The organism is Bradyrhizobium sp. 6(2017), from assembly GCF_011058295.2.
GTDB classification, from domain to species: domain Bacteria; phylum Pseudomonadota; class Alphaproteobacteria; order Rhizobiales; family Xanthobacteraceae; genus Bradyrhizobium; species Bradyrhizobium septentrionale.
Genome location: NZ_CP049289.2, coordinates 9,184,162 through 9,205,041, shown reverse-complemented (window position 1 = coordinate 9,205,041; position 20,880 = coordinate 9,184,162). Strand labels below are relative to the sequence as shown.

The following is a 20,880-nucleotide window of genomic DNA, read 5'->3' as shown; positions in this document are numbered from 1 at the left end:
GTTCACGCCTGCGTCAGGGAGACGACATTTCATGCTTACTCAGCTTACTCACAAAATAACGACGATGACCCGCCGCCGCGCGCTCGCGGCGACGGCCGGCCTGGTTTTGGGTCTGGCTGCGTCCTCGCCGTTCGCGCCCGCGCAAGCGGCCGACGACACCATCAAGGTTGGCGTTCTCCATTCGCTTTCCGGCACCATGGCCATCAGCGAAACCACGCTGAAGGACACCATCCTTTTCCTGATCGACGAGCAGAACAAGAAGGGCGGCGTGCTTGGCAAGAAGCTCGAGGCCGTCGTGGTCGACCCCGCCTCGAACTGGCCGTTGTTTGCGGAGAAGGCGCGCGAGCTGATCACCAAGGACAAGGTTGCGGTCGTGTTCGGCTGCTGGACCTCGGTGTCGCGCAAGTCCGTGCTCCCGGTGTTCAAGGAGCTGAACAACATCCTGTTCTATCCGGTGCAGTATGAGGGCGAGGAGTCCGAGCGCAACGTGTTCTACACGGGTGCCGCGCCGAACCAGCAGGCGATCCCCGCCGTCGACTATCTGATGAAGGACGAGAAGGTGAAGCGCTGGGTGCTGGCCGGCACCGACTACGTCTATCCGCGCACCACCAACAAGATCCTGGAGGCGTATCTGAAGTCGAAGGGTGTCGCCCAGGAAGACATCATGATCAACTACACGCCGTTCGGTCATTCCGACTGGCAGACGATCGTGGCCGACATCAAGAAGTTCGGCTCGGCCGGCAAGAAGACGGCGGTGGTCTCCACCATCAACGGCGATGCCAACGTCCCGTTCTACAAGGAGCTCGGTAACCAGGGCATCAAGGCGACCGACATCCCGGTGGTCGCGTTCTCGGTCGGTGAAGAAGAGCTCGCCGGCATCGACACCAAGCCGCTGCTCGGCCATCTCGCCGCCTGGAACTACTTCGAGTCGATCAAGACGCCCGAGAACGAGAAGTTCATCAAGGCGTGGCAGGCCTACACCAAGAATCCGAAGCGCGTGACCAACGATCCGATGGAAGCGCACGTGATCGGTTTTGACATGTGGGTCAAGGCGGTCGAGAAGGTGAAGTCGACCGATCCGGACAAGGTGATCGACGCGCTGCCCGGCATCGAAGCCAAGAACCTGACCGGTGGCACCTCGAAGATGCTGCCGAACCACCACATCACCAAGCCGGTGTTCATCGGCGAGATCAAGGGCAACGGCCAGTTCGACGTGGTCTGGAAGACCCCGGGCCTGGTGGCCGGCGACGCCTGGTCGAAGGAGCTCGAGGGCTCCAAGGACCTGATCGGCGATTGGGTCGGCAAGAAGTGCGGCAATTACAACACCAAGACCAACAAGTGCGGCGGCCAGGGCTCCTGAGCTCCTGACCTGATCCACGACACAACACAACCATCCAAGAACCTGGAGAAGGCGGCACAGCTCGCCGCCTTCTCCTCACACTCCTGCCGGGGTACTGACGTGTTCGCCAATTGTATTGATCGTTTTCGTGCGCTGTTTCTCTCGATCCTGCTGCTGAGCTGTTTCGTCGTTCCGGCGCTGGCCGGCCCGTTCGAGGATTCGGTCGCCAAATTCGCCAATGACGAGTTCTCCGACACCGAGGAGGCGATCGGCGGGGTTGCCGCATCGGGCAATGCGCTGGCCTCCCCGATCATCAGCGCGCTGCAGGACGGCCGGCTCTCGGCCGATCCGGACAGCAAGAAGGTCTTCATCACGCAGACCGACGGCAAGATCATCGACGCCGCCACCGGCGCTGCCGTCGACAAGCTGCCCGACAACGCCGCCGCCGTTCGCCTCAACAACCGCCTGCGCCGCACCGTGGATGCCGCGCTCGGTGGCCTGACGCTGTTGTCGCCGGATCCGGCCAAGCGGCTCGCCGCGGCGCAATCGGTGTTCAAGAGCCACGAGGAGAACCTGCTGCCGACGGTGGAGGGCGCGCTCGCCAAGGAGAGCGTCAAGTCGATCAAGCAGGCTTTCGCCGAGGCGCGCGCCGCCATCATCCTGTTCAAGTCGGATGCGTCCGACAGCGACAAGCTCGACGCCGTCGCCGTGGTCAAGGCACGCGGCGACCAGGAGGCGCTGGCGCTGCTCACCGGGCTTGGCGATCAGCCGCCGCTGGTCGCCCAGGCGGCCGCAACCGCGGTCACCTCGATCCAGAGCAATCTCGCAATGTGGTCGATGGTGCAGAATGCCTGGTACGGCCTGTCGCTCGGCTCGGTGCTGCTGCTCGCCGCGATCGGGCTCGCCATCACCTTCGGCGTCATGGGCGTCATCAACATGGCGCATGGCGAGATGGTGATGTTAGGAGCCTACACCACCTTCGTGGTGCAGGAGGTGATCCGGACCCGTTATCCCGCGCTGTTCGACTATTCGCTGCTGATCGCGGTGCCGCTCGCCTTCCTGGTCGCGGGCTTCATCGGTGTCCTGATCGAACGCACCATCATCCGCTTCCTGTACGGCCGCCCGCTGGAGACGCTGCTCGCGACCTGGGGCCTGTCGCTGGTGCTGCAGCAGGCGGTGCGCACCGCGTTCGGCCCGACCAACCGCGAGGTCGGGAATCCCTCCTGGATGAGCGGCGCCTTCGAGCTCGGCCAGATCACCATCACCTATAACCGGCTCTGGATCCTCTGCTTCACGCTCGCCGTGTTCGCCATCCTGCTCGCGATGCTGCGCTACACCGCACTCGGCCTCGAGATGCGCGCTGTGACGCAGAACCGCCGCATGGCGGCCTCGATGGGGATCGCCACCTCGCGCGTCGACGCGCTGACCTTCGGCCTCGGCTCGGGGATCGCCGGCATTGCCGGCGTGGCGCTGTCGCAGATCGACAATGTCAGCCCGAATCTCGGCCAGAGCTACATCATCGACAGTTTCATGGTCGTGGTGTTCGGCGGCGTCGGCAATCTCTGGGGTACGCTGGTCGGCGCCTTCACGCTCGGCATCGCCAACAAGTTCCTCGAGCCGGTGGCGGGTGCGGTGCTCGGCAAGATCGCGATCCTGGTGCTGATCATCCTGTTCATCCAGAAGCGGCCGCGCGGCCTGTTCGCGCTCAAGGGTCGGGCGGTGGAAGCATGACGCCGCACATCCTCACCCGTTCGCTCGACCGCGCCGCGACCGCGTTCGTTCTGCTCGTCGCCGCGGTCGGGGTGCTGATCCCGCTGTCGAACCTGCTGCTGCCGCAGGGCTCGATGTTCCAGGTGCCGACCTATCTGGTGGCGCTGTGGGGCAAATATGTCTGCTACGCCATCCTCGCGCTCTCGATCGATCTGATCTGGGGCTATTGCGGCATCCTCTCGCTCGGCCATGGCGCGTTCTTCGCGCTCGGCGGCTACGCCATGGGCATGTATCTGATGCGCCAGATCGGCAGCCGCGGCGTTTATGGCAATCCTGTTCTGCCCGACTTCATGGTCTTCCTGAACTGGGACAAGCTGCCCTGGTATTGGTACGGCTTCGACAAATTCGCATTTGCAGCGCTGATGGTGCTGCTGGTGCCGGGTCTGCTCGCCTTCTGCTTCGGCTGGCTCGCCTTCCGCTCGCGTGTCACCGGCGTCTATCTCTCGATCATCACGCAGGCGATGACCTATGCGCTGCTGCTGGCGTTCTTCCGCAATGATTTCGGCTTCGGCGGCAACAACGGCCTGACCGACTTCAAGGACATCCTTGGCTTCAACGTGCAGGCCGAAGGAACCCGCGCCGCGCTGTTCCTGCTGAGCTGCCTTGCGCTGATCATCGCGTTCCTGATCTGCCGCGCGATCGTGACCTCGAAGCTCGGAAAGGTCCTGATCGCGGTGCGTGACGCCGAAAGCCGGACCCGCTTCCTCGGCTATCGCGTCGAATCCTACAAGCTGTTCGTGTTCACGCTGTCGGCCTGCATGGCGGGCGTCGCCGGCGCGCTCTACGTGCCGCAGGTCGGCATCATCAATCCGAGCGAATTCGCCCCCGGCAATTCGATCGAGGCGGTGATCTGGGTCGCGGTCGGCGGCCGCGGTACGCTGATCGGAGCGGCGCTCGGCGCCGTCGTCGTCAACTACGCCAAGACGGTTTTTACCTCCGGGCCGCTCGCGCCGTACTGGCTGTTCATGCTCGGCGCGCTGTTCATCCTGGTCACGCTGCTATTGCCCAAGGGCATCGTCGGCACCATCAACGGCTGGTGGGAGAACGCGCGGCGCAGCTCTCCCGACGCTGAGAGTGCCGCGCGCGAAGACGGCGTCGGCGCACCGAATCCGGCGGAGTAGGCAAATGAACGTCATGGATACCCGCGCCACCTCGGCCATGCTCTATCTCGACGGCGTGCACGTCTCGTTCGACGGCTTTCACGCCATCAACAATCTGTCGCTGACGCTCGCGCCCGGCGAGATGCGCGCTATCATCGGCCCGAACGGCGCCGGCAAGACCACGATGATGGACATCATCACCGGCAAGACCAAGCCGGACGAGGGCACGGTGCTGTTCGACGGCACCGTCGACCTGACCCGGCTCGACGAGACCCGTATCGCCGAGCTCGGCATCGGCCGCAAGTTCCAGAAACCGACGGTGTTCGAGAGCCAGACCGTGCAGGACAACCTGCTGCTCGCGCTCAATGTCGATCATTCCGTGCGCGGCACGCTGTTCTGGCGCAGCAGCAAGGCCGAGTCCGAGCGCATCGACAAGGTGCTCGAGACCATCCGCCTGACCGATGCGCGCAACCGCCTCGCCGGCAGCCTGTCGCACGGCCAGAAGCAGTGGCTCGAGATCGGCATGCTGCTGGCCCAAGACCCGAAGGTGCTGCTGGTCGACGAGCCGGTCGCCGGCATGACCGATGTCGAGACCCATCTGACCGCGGAGCTTCTGAAGGAGATCAACAAGAACCACACCATCATGGTGGTCGAGCACGACATGACCTTCGTGCGCGAGCTCGGCGTCAAGGTGACCTGCCTGCACGAAGGCACGGTGCTCGCCGAAGGTTCGATCGACCAGGTGTCGTCGAACGAGCGGGTGGTCGAAGTGTATCTGGGGCGCTAGCGCGATGCTGAAGATCGACAACATCAACCTCTATTACGGCGCGGCGCAGGCACTGCGCGGTGTGTCGCTGACCGCCGAGCCCGGCAAGGTCACCTGCGTGCTCGGGCGCAACGGCGTCGGCAAGACCTCGCTGCTGCGCGCCATGGTCGGGCAATACCCGATCGCCTCCGGTGCGATCAATTTCGACGGCAAGGACATCACCGCGCTAAAGCCCTATGAGCGGGCGCGGCGCGGCATCGGCTTCGTGCCGCAGGGCCGCGAGATCTTCCCGCTGCTCACGGTGGAAGAAAACCTCAAGACCGGCTTCGGCCCGCTGAAGCGCGAAGACCGCAACATCCCCGATGACGTGTTCTCGCTCTTCCCGGTGCTGCAGACCATGCTGGGCCGCCGCGGCGGCGACCTTTCCGGCGGCCAGCAACAGCAACTCGCGATCGGCCGCGCGCTGGTGATGCGGCCAAAGCTTCTGCTGCTCGACGAGCCGACCGAGGGTATCCAGCCCTCGATCATCAAGGACATCGGCCGCGCCATCTCCTATTTGCGCAACCTCGGCAACATCGCAATCGTGCTGGTCGAACAATATCTCGACTTTGCCTGCGAACTCGGCGACAGTTTTGCCGTAATGGACCGGGGTGCGGTGAAATATGCCTGCGACCGCGCGAACCTCGATCCCGCAGAGATCAGCCGTCAGATGGCGCTGTGAACAGGATGTGACGCCGCTTCGCGCGGCGTGCGTGAGGGAGCGTCGGAGGAATGCGGACCGGGATCGCAGGCGCGGCAGCGGCGACGTTCGCGGCAAACCGCGCCCAGGGTGCTGTCAGGTTCGGCGTGCATCGCAAGGATGGCGCCACCCGCCGCGGCGACCTGCATGAGTCGGGCTCGCTGCGCGTCCGCTTTCCATCGCCGGAGGACGACGGCCTCTCGGCCATGTTAGTCAACACCGCCGGCGGCATTGCCGGCGGCGACCGCTTCGACATTGCCATCGCAGCCGGCGAGGGCACCCGCCTGACGCTGACTACGGCAGCGGCGGAAAAGGTCTATCGTGCGCCGGCAGCGCCGGCTCGGCTCGATATTGCGCTGAAGGTCGCGGACGGTGCGCATCTCTCCTGGCTGCCGCAGGAGACAATCCTGTTCGACCGCGCACGTATTGTCAGGAGCTTCGACATCGATCTTGCGGAAGGCGCTTCGTTCCTGCTCTCCGAGATCGTCGTGTTCGGCCGTGCTGCGATGGGCGAGACCATGGGTCACGGCGAATTCGTCGACCGCTGGCGGATGCGGCGCGGCGGCCAGTTGGTGTTCGCCGAGACGATCCGGCTCGACGGCGAGATCGGCGAGAAGCTCGCACGGCCCGCGATCGCGGGCGGCGGCTGCGCAATCGGCACGGCGCTGATCGTGCCGGGCGACGAGGCCTTGATCGAGCATATCCGCGAGGCGTCGGACAGCTTCGGCGGCGAGGTCGGCATCTCCGCCTGGAATGGCTTTGCAATGGCGCGCTTCTGTGCCCAAGATGCGGCCCGGCTGCGCGCCGATATGATGACGGTGCTCGGCCGCGCCTCCTTGGTCCCGCTGCCGCGGCTGTGGCTCAACTAGACCTCATCAGAACGATCAGAGTGCTCGCATGAATTTGTCTCCCCGCGAAAAGGACAAGCTCTTGGTCTCGATGGCCGCCATGGTGGCGCGCCGCAGGCTGGAGCGCGGCGTCAAGCTGAACCACCCGGAGGCGATCGCGCTGATCACCGATTTCATCGTCGAGGGTGCGCGCGACGGCCGCACCGTCGCCGATTTGATGCAGGCCGGCGCCAAGGTCCTGACCCGCGATCAGGTGATGACCGGCATCCCCGAAATGATCCACGACATCCAGGTCGAGGCGACATTCCCCGACGGCACCAAGCTCGTCACCGTGCACGAGCCGATCCGATAGTCACGAGCGTCATTCCGGGGCGGCCGGAAGGCCGAACCCGGAATCCAGAGATTGTTTAAGGAGATTCCGGGTTCATGCTTCGCATGCCCCGGAATGACGAGGAGAAGGACATGATCCCCGGCGAACTCTTCATCAAGGACGGCGAGATCGAGCTCAATGCCGGCCGCAAGACCGTGACGCTGTCGGTCGCCAACACCGGCGACCGTCCGATCCAGGTCGGCTCGCACTACCATTTCTTCGAGACCAACCCGGCGCTGAAATTCGACCGCAAGAAAGCCCGCGGCATGCGCCTCGACATCGCCGCCGGCACTGCCGTCCGCTTCGAGCCCGGCCAGACCCGCGACATCAAGCTCGTCGCACTCGCCGGCAAGCGCGTGATCTACGGCTTCCGCGCCGAGGTGAAGGGGAAGCTTTAGGCCCGATGCTGCCCGCGCTCCGCATGGTCTCCGAGGCTGCCGAGCTCGCCGCGCGCCGTCATAACGGGATGGCGCGCAAGGGGCGGGGGAGCGAGCCTTACATCAATCATCTCGCCGAGGTCGCAAACCTGCTGGCGCAGGTGACCGATGGCGCCGATGCCGAACTGGTCGCGGCAGGCTGGCTGCACGACACCATCGAGGATACCGGGACCACGCGTGAGGAGCTCGCGCAAAAATTCAGCGAACGTGTTGCCTCGCTGGTGGTCGAATGCACCGACGACATGAGCCTGCCCAAGGCCGTGCGCCGGCAAAGGCAGATCGACGACGCGCCGCATAAATCGCCCGATGCAAAGCTGATCAAGACCGCCGACAAGGTCAGCAATATTGGCGCCCGGATCGTGCCGCATCCAAGCAAGGATGAGCGCGCCGATCTCGCCGATTATGCGGCCTGGGCCGGCAGGGTTGTTGCCGGTTGCCGGGGGATCAATCCGCGGCTCGACCGCATTTTTGACGACACCATTGCGCGCGCCAAGGCTGCGCTGGCAGAAACTGGGGGCTGATATGTCCGTGAAGATCAAACGTTCCGTCTATGCCGACATGTTCGGGCCGACCACCGGCGACAAGGTGCGGCTTGCCGACACCGACCTGATCATCGAGGTCGAGAAGGATCTCACCACCTACGGCGAGGAGGTGAAGTTCGGCGGCGGCAAGGTGATCCGGGACGGCATGGGGCAGTCGCAGGTCACGAACGCGCAAGGCGCCGCCGATACCGTCATCACCAACGCGCTGATCGTCGATCACTGGGGCATTGTGAAGGCCGACGTCGCGATCAAGGAGGGCATGATTGCCGCGATCGGCAAGGCCGGCAATCCGGACATCCAGCCCAATGTGACCATCATCATCGGGCCCGGCACCGATGTGATCGCAGGCGAGGGCAAGATCCTGACCGCCGGCGGATTCGACAGCCATATCCATTTCATCTGCCCGCAGCAGATCGAGCACGCGCTGATGTCCGGCGTCACCTCGATGCTGGGTGGCGGCACCGGCCCGTCGCACGGCACCTTCGCCACCACCTGCACGCCCGGTCCGTGGCACATGGGGCGGATGATCCAGTCGTTCGACGCCTTCCCGGTCAATCTCGGCATCTCGGGCAAGGGCAACGCGTCGCGCCCGGCGGCGCTGGTCGAGATGGTCAAGGGTGGCGCCTGCGCGCTGAAGCTGCACGAGGACTGGGGCACCACGCCGTCGGCAATCGACACCTGCCTGTCGGTCGCCGACGATTACGACGTCCAGGTGATGCTGCACTCGGACACGCTGAACGAATCCGGCTTCGTCGAGGATACGGTCAAGGCATTCAAGGGCCGCACCATCCATGCCTTCCACACCGAGGGCGCCGGCGGCGGCCACGCGCCCGACATCATCAAGATCGCAGGCCTGAAGAACGTGCTGCCCTCATCGACCAATCCGACAAGGCCGTTCACCCGCAACACCATCGACGAGCATTTGGACATGCTGATGGTGTGCCATCACCTCGATCCGTCGATCGCCGAGGACCTCGCCTTCGCCGAAAGCCGGATCCGCAAGGAGACCATCGCCGCCGAGGACATCCTGCACGATCTCGGCGCGCTCTCGATGATGTCGTCGGACTCCCAGGCGATGGGCCGGCTGGGCGAGGTCATCATCCGCACCTTGCAGACCGCCGACAAGATGAAGAAGCAGCGCGGCGCGCTGCCGCAGGACAAGGGCAACGACAACGACAATTTCCGCGTCAAGCGCTACATCGCCAAATACACCATCAACCCCGCAATCGCGCATGGCGTGTCGAAGCTGATCGGTTCGGTGGAGAAAGGCAAGCTCGCCGACCTCGTGCTATGGTCGCCGGCGTTCTTCGGCGTCAAGCCGGACTGCATCATCAAGGGCGGCTCGATCGTGGCGGCGCCGATGGGCGATCCCAACGCCTCGATCCCGACGCCCCAGCCGGTGCACTACCAGCCGATGTTCGCCGCCTTCGGCAAGGCGTTGACGGCGTCCTCGGTGGTGTTCACCTCGAAGGCCGCGGTCACCGGCGGCCTCGCCCGCAAGCTCGGGATCAGCAAGAAGCTCTACGCGGTGCAGAACACCCGCGGGAAAATCTCCAAGAAGAGCATGATCCACAACGATGCGACGCCGAACATCGAGGTCGACCCCGAGACCTATGAGGTACGCGCAGACGGCGAGCTTCTGACCTGCGCGCCGGCCGAGGTGCTGCCCATGGCACAGCGTTACTTTATGTTCTAAAACCGCTCCCGGTATCCAAAGCCATAACAGAAAACCGGGAGGAACTTCCGTGATTTACGTCGTAGCCACCCTGACCATCAAGCCCGAGTCCCGCGCCGAATTCATCGCCGCGGCGACCGCCTGCATCAAGGAAACCCGCAAGGAGCCCGGCAACATCGCCTATGATTTGCACGAGAGCGTCACCGACCACAGCAAGATGGTGTTCGTCGAGCAATGGGAGAATGCCGAGGCGCTGGTGCCGCATCGCGCAGCCGAGCACATGAAGACGTTCGGCCGTGTCGCCGTGAAGTGCATGGCCGCGCCGCCCAAGATCGAGGTGATCACGCCCGAGAAGGTCGACGTCCGCTAAGATAACAACAAGAACGGGACAAGCAGCATGATCTATGTGATCGCCACCACGCCGATGAAGCCGGAGAATCGCGACGACTTCATCAAGGGCCACAAGGCCTGCACGGTCGAGACCCGCAAGGAGAAAGGTTGCATCTCCTATGACGGCAATGTCAGCGTCAACGATCCCAACCTCTATGTGGTGGTCGAGCGCTGGGAGAGCCGCGAGGATCTCAACGCCCATGCCAGGGCGCCGCACATGAAGGTATGGCGCGAATATTCCGCGCAGATGAAGACCGGGCCGACGGTGATCGAGATCATCAGCGACGCCAAGGTCGAGAAGCTTTGAGGCATCGATGATCCGCGCAACCAAGGTTCTGGGACAGCATCGCTGGTCGGAAGCGGCGGCCGATACCGTCGTGCTCGATTTCGACGACCGGCACCGGCGGCGGATGGCGATGACCGGGACGCGCGGGCTCGAATTCCTGCTCGATCTCGAAAACGCCGTCGCGTTGCGCGGCGGCGATGCGCTGGTGCTGGAGGACGGCCGCCTTGTCGAGGTGGTCGCGGCTCCCGAGCCGCTCGCGGAAATCCGCGGCAGCGATCCGCATCATCTGATCCGGGTCGCCTGGCATCTCGGCAACCGCCATCTGCCGACGCAGATCATGCCGAAAGCCCTGCGCATCCGTCGCGATCACGTGATCGAGGCGATGGTCAAGGGGCTCGGCGCCCGTGTCATCGAGATCGAGGCGCCGTTCGATCCCGAGGGTGGCGCCTATGCCGAGCATGCGCATGCCGACGCGCACGCGCATGGTCATACCGGGCACGATCACGCTCATAGCCATGCGCACGATCATGATCATCATCACGGTGATGGACATCACCACGGGGATGGTCACCATCACGATGATGGTCATCACCATGATCACGCGCATGATCACGACCACCACCATCACGATGAGCATTGCGATCATGCTCATCATCACCACGACCACTCCCATGCTCATGACCGCAAATGAGCCTGATCCCGCCGCGGTGCGCGGCGGAATCACGGAGGATGAGGCAGCCGCGCTGTATCGACTGATGACGTGGCTGTCGCCGTCCTTTCCGGTGGGGGCGTTCGCCTATTCCAGCGGCATCGAATGGGCGGTCGAGGCCGGCGACATCACCGACGCCGCCTCGCTGCGCGGCTGGCTCGCGGCGATGCTCGCTGACGGCAGCGGATTTTGCGACGCCGTATTCCTGGCGCAAAGCCATCGCGCGGCGTCGGAGCACAACCACAGCGGGTTGAAGGAGACCGCCGAGCTCGCCGCGGCCTTCGTGCCGTCGCGCGAACGGCAGCTCGAGACCACGACGCAGGGACGCGCCTTCATCGAGATCGCCCGCGCGGCCTGGAATTCACCCGGCCTCGACGCGATGATCACGGCCTGCGATGGCGCGATCGTGTATCCGGTCGCGGTCGGCATCGTCAGCGCCGCGCATGGCATTCCGCTTGCGCCGTCGCTGCACGCCTTCCTGCACGCCGTCGTCTCCAACTGGATTTCTGCAGGCAGCCGGCTGATCCCGCTAGGCCAGACCGACAGCCAGCGCGTGCTGGCCGATCTCGAGCAGGTCGTTGCCGCAACCGCGGCGCGGGCCAGCGCGGCCTCGCTCGACGATCTCGGCAGCGCGACCTTTAGGGCCGATCTCGCCAGCCTGCGTCACGAGACGCAATATACGAGGCTGTTTCGGTCATGATGCGCAATCGAGCCACAATGCCAGCGCCGCGTCCTCAACCGTCGTCCCGGCGCAGGCCGGGACCCATAGCCACAGGCTTCTGGGGTTGTGCAACGCTGGGGCTCCAGCTTCTCGCAACAATTCAATTCGGTGGTAATGGGTCCCGGCCTGCGCCGGGACGACGATAACAGAGAGAGCTTCTCACATGCCCACTTCTCATGGCCCGTTGCGGGTCGGCGTCGGTGGTCCGGTCGGCTCCGGCAAGACCGCGCTGATGGACCTGCTCTGCAAGTCGATGCGCGAGCGCTACGACATCGCCGCGATCACCAACGACATCTACACCAAATGGGACGCCGAGTTTCTGGTGCGCTCCGGCTCGCTGACGCCGGACCGCATCGCCGGTGTCGAGACCGGCGGCTGCCCGCACACCGCGATCCGCGAGGACGCCTCGATGAACCTCGCTGCGGTCGCCGACATGCGGGCCAAATTCCCCGATCTCGACCTGGTGCTGATCGAATCCGGCGGCGACAATCTGGCGGCGACCTTCTCGCCGGAATTGGCCGATCTCACGATCTACGTCATCGACGTTGCCGCCGGCGACAAGATCCCTTCCAAGGGCGGCCCCGGCATCACGCGATCCGACCTCCTCGTGATCAACAAGATCGACCTCGCGCCCCATGTCGGTGCGTCGCTTGAGAAGATGGACACCGACGCCCGGCGGATGCGCGGCGAGCGGCCCTTCGTGATGACCAATCTGAAGAAGAGCGACGGCCTCGACCGCATCATCAGCTTCATCGAGACCAAGGGCGGCCTTCGGTCGCAAGCCGCAGGCAAGGTGGCCAAGGCACGTACGAAGGCGGGCTGACAAGGCAGGCTGACGTTAATCATTGTGGCAGACCGCTAGTGTCCTTCACCGTCACCCTGAGGCGCTCGCGTAGCGAGCCTCGAAGGGTGCACGGCCCCGCTGACCGGGCCGTTCATCCTTCGAGACGCGCTGCGCGCTCCCCAGGATGACGGTGAGGCAGTAGTCTGGGTGTCAAGCCGCCGCAAAAAAGCTGCGCAATCGCCGGAACAATTTCCAACTTTGACGATTAGCAACCTTTGGCGCCGCCAAAGACCGCCGGGTGGCGTCGTCGTTAATGTTGCCGACCGGCTCCTGTTGCGTACCGATGATCGCTATTCCATATTCCCTTGCGGTTGGCGCTCTTCGCACCCTGAGTTATCGCGGCCCCCGCAGAAGCCAGATGCTTTCCGTCCCCTTTCGCCACCCCCTGATTGCCGAGTAAGCGTGTGGTTCGACTGGGCTTCATCGTTGCCTTGATTGCACTGATCGGAGTTCTGCTCTCCGGTCTTGCCGCCTATCGGGTGCACGATCAGGAGCTCGCGATCGACGGTATCGCGCTGGCGCGGGCGATCGACGTCCATGCCAGCCTGGTGCAGGACCGGCTGACCGAGCGCGAGCTGCTGGCGCGGGTGGCCTCGGGCCTGTTCCGGACCCCGTCGATGGTGAAGGCCAACATGCTGCAGCCGCTGCGCTCGGCGATCTACGCGTTCAAGACCGATTTCGTGTTCGCCGCCTGGATCGCGCGGCTCAAGCCGGACGAACTGGCCGCGGCGGAGGCCGAGCTCAAGGCCAACGGCTTCACCAATCCAACCATCCGGGATTTCGATGACCAGGCGCTCGACCTCAAGGCGCTGGACAAGCCGATCAACGTGCTGATGGACGTCGAGCCGCGCAATCCCGAAACCCTGAGCATCCCGGGCCGCGCCTTCGACCGTCATTCGGTGGTTGGTCCGATGCTGGCGCGGGCGATGACAGACGCCAAGCCGGTGGCCTCGGACCCGGTGCCACTGCTGCGGCAGAACGGCCCGGTCGGCGTCGTGCTCGCGGCGCCGGTGTTCCAGGAGGGCGCATCCGAGCCGGCCGGCTTCATCACCTTTTCCTACGAGCTGTCGTCGCTGATGCTGACCAACGACGATTCCTCGCTGTTCGCGGTGGCGCTGAAGGATCCGCGCGATTCCAACGACGAGTTTACCGCCAACGAGCAGGGCATCGTCACCTCGCGCGCGGTGCGCCAGGACGGCCCGATGCCGTCGATGGTCCGCACGGTCACGTTCGGCGGCCGCGACTGGTCGCTCGACTATTACGCCAAGAGCAATGCCACGGTGCGTGCGCAGCAGACCGCGACCATCGTCGCGGCGATCGGCCTCGCGCTCACCGGCATCGTCTGCGGCCTGTTCGGCTATGTCGCCTACAACAATCTGCGCCTCAGCCGCGAGATCGAGGTCCGGATCGGTTTCGAGCGCCGGCTGACCGCTGTCATCGACGAGCTCAACCATCGGGTCAAGAACATCCTTGCGGTGATCCAGTCGATCGTGACCCGTACGCTGCGGCACGGCGCCGATATCGACGTCGCGCGCGAACTGTTGATCGGGCGCATCCATGCGATGTCGAACGTCGTCACGCTGCTCAGCGAGAGCCAGTGGCAGGGCGTCAAGCTGAAGGGCCTGTTCGAATCGCGCTCGATCCCGCATGCCGACCGGATCGCGGTGAACGGACCCGACATCACGGTGAGCGCGCGCGCCGCGCAATCGCTGTCGCTGTTGTTCTTCGAGCTCGCCTCGCACTCCGACGAAGGCCTGTCGCTGGTCGGCAAGCATCCGCACATCGTCGCCAATTGGGAGGTGGTCGGCGACGGCGAGGACGCGGTCTTCAATTTTCGCTGGGAGGAGTTCAACACCAGCCAGGCGACGCGGCGCGCGGACAGCGATTTCGGCCTGATCCTGCTCGACCGTGTCGCGCCGGAGGCGCTCGGCGGCACCGCGAAGCGCTACTTCACCGACGTCTCCTATGTCTACGAGCTGACTGCGCCGATGGACACCGTGGTCGACATGACCGAGCGCGACCGCACCGAGCAGATCTCAGCGCCGGTGCGCCCGGTGAAGAAGTAGCAGCTGCTGCCTCAGGTTGTGATACTCTGCCGCTGCCCGGATTGATCGAAGTCAAGCGCGCGCGAAGCGCCGGCATCATTCGTGACCGGCGCCGGTCATCCGTACTAACCCGCAACCGATTGTTAAAACTTCGTTGAACATGCTTCGGCATATACCGGGCAGGATACCGTCTGAGGACCCCGATGAGGCTTTGGGTCAGCCTGACCTTGCTTGTGGCAGTTTTGCCGGTAGGGCTGTCGCTTGCGCTGACCCCGGCGACGGCGCCCGGCGACCCTGCGACAATTCGTACCAGCTATCGCCGGCCGGAGGTCGTTCCCTTCCCGAGCAGCAATCCCTATTCGGAGGCGAAATCCGCGCTTGGGCAGATGCTGTTCTTCGATCCGCTGCTGTCGCGGTCGAAGACGCACTCCTGCGCGAGCTGCCACAGGCCAAGCCTGTCTTGGGGCGACGGCCTGCCGCGCGCCATCGGTGAGGACCCGAAAGGCCTGCCGATCCGCTCGCCGACGCTGATCGACGTGGCCTTTTTCGAGCCCCTCGGATGGGACGGCAAGTTCAAGGATCTCGAATCCGTGGCATTCGGCCCGATCCTGTCTCCCATGAACCTGAACATGACCGAGCCGGAATTGATCGCGCGCCTTGCGGCGATCCCTGGTTATGTCGATGCGTTCGGCCGCGCGTTCGGCGACGGTGCGATCACACGGCCGAGGATCGAGCAGTCGCTGGCGACCTTCGAGCGCTCCATCATTGCTGGCGAGGCGCCGTTCGACCGCTGGATCAAGGGCGACAATAGCGCGATCGGTGCATCAGCCCAGCACGGCTTTGAGCTGTTCAACGGCAAGGCGCGTTGCTCGGCCTGCCACAGCGGCCCGTCCTTCTCCGACGGATCGTTTCAGGATATCGGCACCGCCAAGGGGCATGACATCGGGCGCGGCCGTTTCTTTCCGACGTCGGCGAAGCTGAAATATGCGTTCAAGACCCCGACCTTGCGCGACGTCGCGCGCCGCGCGCCCTACATGCACGACGGATCGGTCGCGACGCTGGAAGATGTCATTGAGCTGTACAACAAGGGCGGGATCGAACGGCCGAGCCGATCGCCCGACATCAAGCCGCTGTCGCTGACGGCAGCCGAGAAGAAGGATCTCATCGCCTTTCTTGAAACGTTGACCGCCACCAATCCACCGGTGCCCGGGGTGCCCAAGCTGCCGCGATGACCGCGGCAGGGCTGTTGAGAACAAGGCTGTCGAGAACAGGACTCGCTCAGGCCAGGTGCGGCAGCGCAGCCCCCAGGAGGCCAAGTCCGACGATCAGGAAGGCACCCGCGCAGGTCTCCAGCGTCTCCACGCGCGAAGGATACGATTTGGTCAGGTAGGCGAGGGCCGAGCCCACCCCGATACTCACGACACTCAACGCTCCGAACATTGTACCGGCCTCCCGAACCGATTTGTCCGGATTTCAGTACGACAGTTGAATTGAGCTCCCGTGCCGGAATTAGCTAAAATTTGAGGGAACCGGCTGTAAAGACTGCACAAAGGGACGGGCTGGGCTGGTCCGTCGCAATTAACCACAATGCAACCAGCGGCTGTCCGGGGCAGGCGCAAAGCTTAAAATTTGATATAAGTTAAACAAGTCCTTAAGCGTGTGTGTGTGTGTGGGCGGTTGGTTCAATGTTTAGTGGATGGGCGCGAGATGCCGGATCGGCCGTGCGCTCCTTTTCTGCCACGTGCCTTGCAGCGGTTTTGTTTTGTGTCGTAGCCGCGCGCAGTGCCGAGGCGCATGTCAAATGGTTCTGTGCCTACGACGTCGCCGGCCAGCCGCGCGGACTCGAGAATGTCCTTTGCCTCGACTTTGAACTGCTGCTCGGCATCGCCGTCTTCTGGCTGTTTGCGGGCTGCGTGATCGAGCCGACGTCGCTGGGAGATGCGACGATCCGGGTGCTCGACCGCGTCACCGCGGGATTGCGGCTGCACACCGAGTTGATGATGCGTGCGGTCTGCGCGTTCTTCTTCATCTCGATCTGGGCCGTCGGCGGCATCCTGCTGACCCCCGAGTTGAAGACGTCGTCACCGCTGGTCGGCGCGCTGCAACTCGGTATCGCCGCCGGCATGCTGTCGCGACGCACGATGCCGCTGTCGGCCGCCGGGATGGCGATCCTGTTCGGAATCGGCGTCCAGGGCTACGGCGTCTTCCATCTCGCCGATTACCCGATCTTTCTAGGCGTTGCCGCCTATTTCGCGCTGGTCGGGCTGAACAAGGATCTGTTCGGAATCCGGCCGATCGACGTGATGCGGTACGCCGCGGCAGTGACGTTGATGTGGGCTTCGATCGAGAAATGGGCCTATCCGGAGTGGAGCTTCCCGCTCCTGATCGAGCATGCGTCGATGACCCTCGGCTTCGACAATGAGTTCTACATGCGCGCCGCGGGCATGGTGGAATTCACGCTCGCCTTCGCCTTGATCTGGACGCCGTTGATCCGGCGCTGCGCCGCCGCCGTGCTCGCCGGGATGTTTGTCAGCGCGTGCTTCGAATTCGGCAAGATCGACACGATCGGACATTCGGCGATCATCGCCGTCCTGTTTGCGATCGTGGCCGACAACAAGGTCCTGCAACGCGATCGTCGCCCGGCGTGGCTCGCCCCGGTCGCGCTCTGTGCCGCGCTGTCTCTGACGCTGTTCGTCTACTATTTCGGCCATGCCGCGATCTTCAAGACCTCGGTCCTGTAAGATCGTCGCGGTTTGAGCCTGGCTATTTGGCGACGTGGACGGCGAGCTTCATCTTCGGATGAATGCCGCACAACACGGTGTAGTCGCCGGGTACCGAAAAGGTGACGTCGAATTTGCTGCCCGGCTGCTGGTCGCCGGAGTCGAAGCTGAACGCCTCGGTGCTCAAATAAGCGTGATGCAACAGCTCGCCGTCATCGTTAACGAACCGTAAAACCTCGCCCCGCTTGATCGAGATTTCCGCGGGTTTGAATTCACGATCCTTCTGCGAAATGACGTAAGGGGCTGCACCCAAAGCGGCTCCGGTGAGCACTCCCGTGACAATCGCGGCCACAAATGGCACACGGCTGAACTGGCCGAGGCGCAAGCCGCGCAACAAGCCTGACTGCATGAGACCCCCGCCTGAACCTCGACCACCGGATACCGCTACCCAAGGCTGCAAAAGTCGCCTCAGGGATTACCTGTGAGGGTGATTATCGCCAGCTGATCTTAACGATTTCAGCATGAGTTCCAGTCACTACTAAGGCAATTTTGAGCAGACAGTCATTTTCCGCATGCGCTGCGCGTTTCTGCGTAGCTTGAGTACCGAGCACTACGGCGAAACGCGGGCATGGATAGCCTCTTGGGCAATCTCAAGGTGAAGAGCAGTGCGGCGCTTCGGTACGCAACCGGCCGCCTGTCGCGCTTTGCGCTGACGACGGGCTCGATCCGCGCCCAGATTCTGATCTTCTGCCTTGCGATGAGCGCCATTGCCGTCGCGCTCGGCGGATACTCCATCCTAGGCATCCGCCACGCCGGCGATCTGGTGGCCAAGACGTTCGACGAATCCCTGATGTCGATCAACTACGCCCGCGCGGCCGGCGCGGATTTCGCCGCGATGCGGGTCGCCTCGTCGCAGCGTCTGATGACGTCGGACCCGGAGATCCGTGCGAGCCTCGACAGCCAGATCGAAAAGCTCGCCAGGACGCTCTCGGAAGACCTGACGATCGCCGCCGATCGGTCGCAGTCCTCGCGGGCTGCGCAGGCCGCCGCCAAGGTTCAGGAAGCCGCCGACGCCTGGATGGAACTGCATCGCCGCGCGGTCGGCTCGTCGCTGGAGGCAAACCCGGCGTCCGATCCGCATGCATCGGGCACCTCGGTCGGCGACGTCGATCGCTATTCCAAGATCGTCGGCCAGCAGGTCGAGCTGCTGGTCAACTATACGGCTGGTGACGGCTTCCTGTTCCGGCAGAAGGCGCTCTCGACCATCAAGCGTGACCTGCAGCTCAACGTGGCCGGGCTGACCGTCGCGCTATTCCTGTCGGCACTGTTTTCATGGTTGCTGGCGCGCCGCATCATCGGACCGGTCGCCATTGCATCCCGCGCCGCGCGCAGCATCGCCGGCGGCGACCTCGATGCGACCGTCCCCAAGGGCGGCACCGACGAACTGGGCATCCTGCTGACCGCCATGGAAACGATGCGCGACAACATCAGGCGGATGGTCGATCAGGAGGTGTCGCAACGTCGCTCCGCGCAGGCGCGGCTTTCGGATGCGCTCGAAACGTCGCGTGAAGGCGTCGTGCTGCTCGATGCGGACGGCCAGATTGCCCTGGCCAACTCGCGCGCCAGCGAATTCATCCGTCTCTCGCCGCAGCTGCTGCAATCGGATCGACTGGAGGCTCCCGAGCTCGCTCCGACCGAAGGTGACATCGACGGTTTCGCGAGCGAAGCGCAGCTGTCCGACGGACGCTGGCTGCGCGTCAGCCGGAGCGAGACGCAGGAGGGCGGCGTCGTCCTCGTCTACAGCGACATCTCCGCGCTGAAGCAGCAGAAGGCAGAGCTGCATGAAACCAATCTGCGGCTCGATGCGGCGCTCACGCATATGTCGCAAGGCTTGTGCCTCTACAACAGCGAAGCGCGGCTGCAGGTCGCCAATCGCCGGTTCTGCGAGATCTTCGATATTTCGCCGGAGCTCGTCGTTCCCGGCATGACCATGGAGGACGTGCTCGACCTCAGCATCGCCGCCGGCAATCATGGCGATCGCACCGTCGCCGACCTGCTGGCCGAGCGCGAGCGATCGATGGGCCAGCAGGAGGGCGGCAACTATCTGCAGCATCTCAGCGATGGACGGATCATCGCCATCGCGCAACGGCCGACCTCCGACGGCGGCTGGCTCGTCACCTGCGAGGACGTCACCGAACAACAACGCGCCGAGTCGCAGATCGCGTTCATGGCCCGGCACGATGCCCTGACCAAGCTGCCGAACCGTACGCTGCTGGCCGAACGGATCGAGCTGGCGGTTGCTCAGGTCGGCCGTGGATTTGGCTTCGCGGTGTTCTGCCTCGACCTCGACAATTTCAAGCAGGTCAACGACACGCTAGGGCATCCGGTCGGCGACGAACTGCTCTGTGCGGTCGCGGACCGGCTCAACGCCTGCGTCCGTGAGGTCGACACCGTCGCGCGTTTGGGCGGCGACGAGTTCGCGGTCATTCAATGCGGCGTCCAGGGCGGAGACGAGGCCGAGCGCCTCGCTCGCCGCATCGTCGAATGCGTCGGCGCCCCGTACGAACTGAACGGGCATCGCGTCATCGTCGGATGTAGCGTCGGCATCTCGATGTCGCCGGGCGACGGCACCACCGGCGAGAAGCTTCAGAAGAACGCCGACGTCGCGCTGTACCGTGCCAAGATGGAAGGCCGGGGCACCTGGCGATTTTTCGAACCCGCGATGGACGCCAGTCTGCAGCGGCGCCGGGCGCTCGAGCTCGACCTTCGCGAGGCGATGGTCAAGGACGAGTTCTCGCTGTTCTACCAGCCGCTTTACGATCTCAATCTCGACCGCATCTGCGGCTTCGAGGCGCTGCTGCGCTGGCATCACCCGAAGCGCGGACTGGTGCCACCCGACCAGTTCATCCCGATCGCGGAAGAGATCGGGCTGATCTGCCCGCTGGGAGAATGGGTGCTCAATCGTGCCTGCGAGCAGGCCGTCACCTGGCCCAGCGAGATGAAGCTCGCGGTCAACGTCTCGGCGGTCCAGTTTCGCGACCCCGACTTCATCGACGTTGTTGTCAACGCGCTCGCGGCGTCAAAATTGTCGCCGCGCCGGCTGGAGCTCGAAATCACCGAGTCCGTCTTCCTCGCCAACAGCAACGAGACCCTTGCCACGCTGCACAAGCTGAAGGCGCAGGGGCTGCGCATTGCGCTCGACGATTTCGGCACCGGCTATTCATCGCTGAGCTATCTGCGAAGTTTTCCCTTCGACAAGCTCAAGATCGACAAATCCTTCGTGCGCGACGCGACGGCGACGCATGGATCGAAGTCGATCGTCCGTGCCGTCATCAGCCTCGGCAAAAGCCTTGGCATGACCACGATCGCCGAGGGCATCGAGACCGTCGAGCAGTTGAACCACATGCGGGCGGAAGGTTGCAACGAGGCCCAGGGCTTCCTGTTCAGCCATCCGGTCCCGGTGACCGAAATCGCGGCCAAGATCCTCGAATTGAGAAACGGCTTCAAGCCGGCCGCTGTCGAGAAGGCGATGGCGAGCTAACGCTGCGAAGAGGAGGCGTCTGCCGGTCGCGCGAACGT

At 64.1% G+C, this 20,880-nt stretch carries 21 protein-coding genes; 19 read left to right on the top strand and 2 right to left on the bottom strand.

The genetic code is table 11. The annotated features are described in order from the left end of the window. Positions 1-31 precede the first annotated feature (31 nt). The 17 genes from urtA to G6P99_RS43685 all read left to right on the top strand — a co-directional run bounded on the left by urtA (position 32) and on the right by G6P99_RS43685 (position 15,813). Positions 32-1,360 carry an urea ABC transporter substrate-binding protein gene (urtA, locus tag G6P99_RS43765; RefSeq protein WP_029077748.1) on the top strand — a complete coding sequence of 443 codons (1,329 nt, stop codon included), beginning with the start codon at positions 32-34 and terminating at the stop codon, positions 1,358-1,360. Positions 1,361-1,474: 114 nt separating this feature from the next. Next, the gene (gene urtB / locus G6P99_RS43760) at positions 1,475-3,070 is read left to right on the top strand and encodes an urea ABC transporter permease subunit UrtB (protein WP_156928327.1); all 1,596 of its coding nucleotides are present in this window, start codon (positions 1,475-1,477) and stop codon (positions 3,068-3,070) included. Then, positions 3,067-4,230 carry an urea ABC transporter permease subunit UrtC gene (gene urtC, locus G6P99_RS43755; RefSeq protein ID WP_029077746.1) on the top strand — a complete coding sequence of 388 codons (1,164 nt, stop codon included), beginning with the start codon at positions 3,067-3,069 and terminating at the stop codon, positions 4,228-4,230. Before urtB ends, urtC begins: the two co-directional genes overlap by 4 nt. Positions 4,231-4,234: 4 nt before the next feature. Then, positions 4,235-4,996, top strand: coding sequence for an urea ABC transporter ATP-binding protein UrtD (gene urtD, locus G6P99_RS43750; RefSeq protein ID WP_029077745.1), 762 nt, complete (start codon positions 4,235-4,237; stop codon positions 4,994-4,996). Positions 4,997-5,000: 4 nt separating this feature from the next. Continuing rightward, complete coding sequence (gene urtE, locus G6P99_RS43745) at positions 5,001-5,696, top strand: urea ABC transporter ATP-binding subunit UrtE (RefSeq protein WP_029077744.1); 696 nt, start codon at positions 5,001-5,003, stop codon at positions 5,694-5,696. Between the two features lie 50 nt (positions 5,697-5,746). Further along, the gene (locus G6P99_RS43740) at positions 5,747-6,583 is read left to right on the top strand and encodes an urease accessory protein UreD (RefSeq protein ID WP_029077743.1); all 837 of its coding nucleotides are present in this window, start codon (positions 5,747-5,749) and stop codon (positions 6,581-6,583) included. 28 nt (positions 6,584-6,611) lie between these two features. After that, positions 6,612-6,914 (top strand): urease subunit gamma, encoded by a 303-nt coding sequence (locus G6P99_RS43735; protein WP_029077742.1) that lies wholly within the window; start codon positions 6,612-6,614, stop codon positions 6,912-6,914. Positions 6,915-7,024: 110 nt separating this feature from the next. Then, complete coding sequence (locus tag G6P99_RS43730; RefSeq protein WP_029077741.1) at positions 7,025-7,330, top strand: urease subunit beta; 306 nt, start codon at positions 7,025-7,027, stop codon at positions 7,328-7,330. Between the two features lie 5 nt (positions 7,331-7,335). After that, the gene (locus tag G6P99_RS43725; RefSeq protein WP_029077740.1) at positions 7,336-7,890 is read left to right on the top strand and encodes an HD domain-containing protein; all 555 of its coding nucleotides are present in this window, start codon (positions 7,336-7,338) and stop codon (positions 7,888-7,890) included. 1 nt (position 7,891) lies between these two features. Next, positions 7,892-9,607, top strand: a complete 1,716-nt coding sequence (ureC, locus tag G6P99_RS43720) for an urease subunit alpha (protein ID WP_165126507.1) — start codon at positions 7,892-7,894, stop codon at positions 9,605-9,607. A gap of 49 nt (positions 9,608-9,656) precedes the next feature. Then, a complete protein-coding gene (locus G6P99_RS43715; RefSeq protein ID WP_029077738.1) occupies positions 9,657-9,956 on the top strand; it encodes a putative quinol monooxygenase in 300 nt (99 codons plus the stop codon). A 27-nt stretch (positions 9,957-9,983) separates the two neighbouring features. After that, the gene (locus tag G6P99_RS43710) at positions 9,984-10,283 is read left to right on the top strand and encodes a putative quinol monooxygenase (protein WP_029077737.1); all 300 of its coding nucleotides are present in this window, start codon (positions 9,984-9,986) and stop codon (positions 10,281-10,283) included. A 7-nt stretch (positions 10,284-10,290) separates the two neighbouring features. Next, positions 10,291-10,953 carry an urease accessory protein UreE gene (gene ureE / locus G6P99_RS43705; RefSeq protein ID WP_084518230.1) on the top strand — a complete coding sequence of 221 codons (663 nt, stop codon included), beginning with the start codon at positions 10,291-10,293 and terminating at the stop codon, positions 10,951-10,953. Continuing rightward, positions 10,934-11,671 (top strand): urease accessory protein UreF, encoded by a 738-nt coding sequence (locus G6P99_RS43700; protein WP_029077736.1) that lies wholly within the window; start codon positions 10,934-10,936, stop codon positions 11,669-11,671. The genes ureE and G6P99_RS43700 overlap by 20 nt, the downstream gene beginning before the upstream one ends. A 184-nt stretch (positions 11,672-11,855) precedes the next feature. Then, entirely contained in the window at positions 11,856-12,515 is a 660-nt protein-coding gene (gene ureG / locus G6P99_RS43695; protein ID WP_029077735.1) for an urease accessory protein UreG, read from the top strand. 425 nt (positions 12,516-12,940) lie between these two features. Continuing rightward, the gene (locus G6P99_RS43690) at positions 12,941-14,602 is read left to right on the top strand and encodes a CHASE domain-containing protein (RefSeq protein ID WP_029077734.1); all 1,662 of its coding nucleotides are present in this window, start codon (positions 12,941-12,943) and stop codon (positions 14,600-14,602) included. A gap of 182 nt (positions 14,603-14,784) precedes the next feature. After that, positions 14,785-15,813, top strand: coding sequence for a cytochrome-c peroxidase (locus G6P99_RS43685; RefSeq protein ID WP_029077733.1), 1,029 nt, complete (start codon positions 14,785-14,787; stop codon positions 15,811-15,813). Between the two features lie 46 nt (positions 15,814-15,859). On the opposite strand, the gene G6P99_RS43680 is transcribed toward G6P99_RS43685, so the two are convergent. Continuing rightward, positions 15,860-16,000: a hypothetical protein gene (locus G6P99_RS43680; RefSeq protein ID WP_165123014.1), complete on the bottom strand. Its 141-nt coding sequence runs from the start codon at positions 15,998-16,000 to the stop codon at positions 15,860-15,862. Positions 16,001-16,338: 338 nt separating this feature from the next. Between G6P99_RS43680 and G6P99_RS43675 the strand changes: the two genes are divergently transcribed. Next, positions 16,339-17,322, top strand: coding sequence for a hypothetical protein (locus G6P99_RS43675; protein WP_029077732.1), 984 nt, complete (start codon positions 16,339-16,341; stop codon positions 17,320-17,322). Between the two features lie 22 nt (positions 17,323-17,344). Here the strand turns inward: G6P99_RS43675 and G6P99_RS43670 are convergent, their stop codons facing one another. Continuing rightward, on the bottom strand, positions 17,345-17,710 hold the full coding sequence (locus tag G6P99_RS43670; RefSeq protein ID WP_029077731.1) for a methylamine utilization protein: 366 nt from the start codon (positions 17,708-17,710) through the stop codon (positions 17,345-17,347). 219 nt (positions 17,711-17,929) lie between these two features. On the opposite strand from G6P99_RS43670, the gene G6P99_RS43665 reads away from it, so the two are divergent. After that, positions 17,930-20,842, top strand: coding sequence for an EAL domain-containing protein (locus G6P99_RS43665; protein WP_051345935.1), 2,913 nt, complete (start codon positions 17,930-17,932; stop codon positions 20,840-20,842). Positions 20,843-20,880 lie beyond the last annotated feature (38 nt).

Bases quoted from the DNA above. Each gene is read 5' to 3' on its own strand.
- urtA (WP_029077748.1), top strand. From the start codon at position 32: ATGCTTACTCAGCTTACTCACAAAATAACGACGATGACCCGCCGCCGC.
- urtC (WP_029077746.1), top strand. From the start codon at position 3,067: ATGACGCCGCACATCCTCACCCGTTCGCTCGACCGCGCCGCGACCGCG.
- urtD (WP_029077745.1), top strand. From the start codon at position 4,235: ATGAACGTCATGGATACCCGCGCCACCTCGGCCATGCTCTATCTCGAC.
- urtE (WP_029077744.1), top strand. From the start codon at position 5,001: ATGCTGAAGATCGACAACATCAACCTCTATTACGGCGCGGCGCAGGCA.
- G6P99_RS43740 (WP_029077743.1), top strand. From the start codon at position 5,747: ATGCGGACCGGGATCGCAGGCGCGGCAGCGGCGACGTTCGCGGCAAAC.
- G6P99_RS43735 (WP_029077742.1), top strand. From the start codon at position 6,612: ATGAATTTGTCTCCCCGCGAAAAGGACAAGCTCTTGGTCTCGATGGCC.
- G6P99_RS43730 (WP_029077741.1), top strand. From the start codon at position 7,025: ATGATCCCCGGCGAACTCTTCATCAAGGACGGCGAGATCGAGCTCAAT.
- G6P99_RS43725 (WP_029077740.1), top strand. From the start codon at position 7,336: ATGCTGCCCGCGCTCCGCATGGTCTCCGAGGCTGCCGAGCTCGCCGCG.
- ureC (WP_165126507.1), top strand. From the start codon at position 7,892: ATGTCCGTGAAGATCAAACGTTCCGTCTATGCCGACATGTTCGGGCCG.
- G6P99_RS43710 (WP_029077737.1), top strand. From the start codon at position 9,984: ATGATCTATGTGATCGCCACCACGCCGATGAAGCCGGAGAATCGCGAC.
- ureE (WP_084518230.1), top strand. From the start codon at position 10,291: ATGATCCGCGCAACCAAGGTTCTGGGACAGCATCGCTGGTCGGAAGCG.
- G6P99_RS43700 (WP_029077736.1), top strand. From the start codon at position 10,934: ATGCTCATGACCGCAAATGAGCCTGATCCCGCCGCGGTGCGCGGCGGA.
- ureG (WP_029077735.1), top strand. From the start codon at position 11,856: ATGCCCACTTCTCATGGCCCGTTGCGGGTCGGCGTCGGTGGTCCGGTC.
- G6P99_RS43685 (WP_029077733.1), top strand. From the start codon at position 14,785: ATGAGGCTTTGGGTCAGCCTGACCTTGCTTGTGGCAGTTTTGCCGGTA.
- G6P99_RS43670 (WP_029077731.1), bottom strand. From the start codon at position 17,710: ATGCAGTCAGGCTTGTTGCGCGGCTTGCGCCTCGGCCAGTTCAGCCGT.
- G6P99_RS43665 (WP_051345935.1), top strand. From the start codon at position 17,930: ATGGATAGCCTCTTGGGCAATCTCAAGGTGAAGAGCAGTGCGGCGCTT.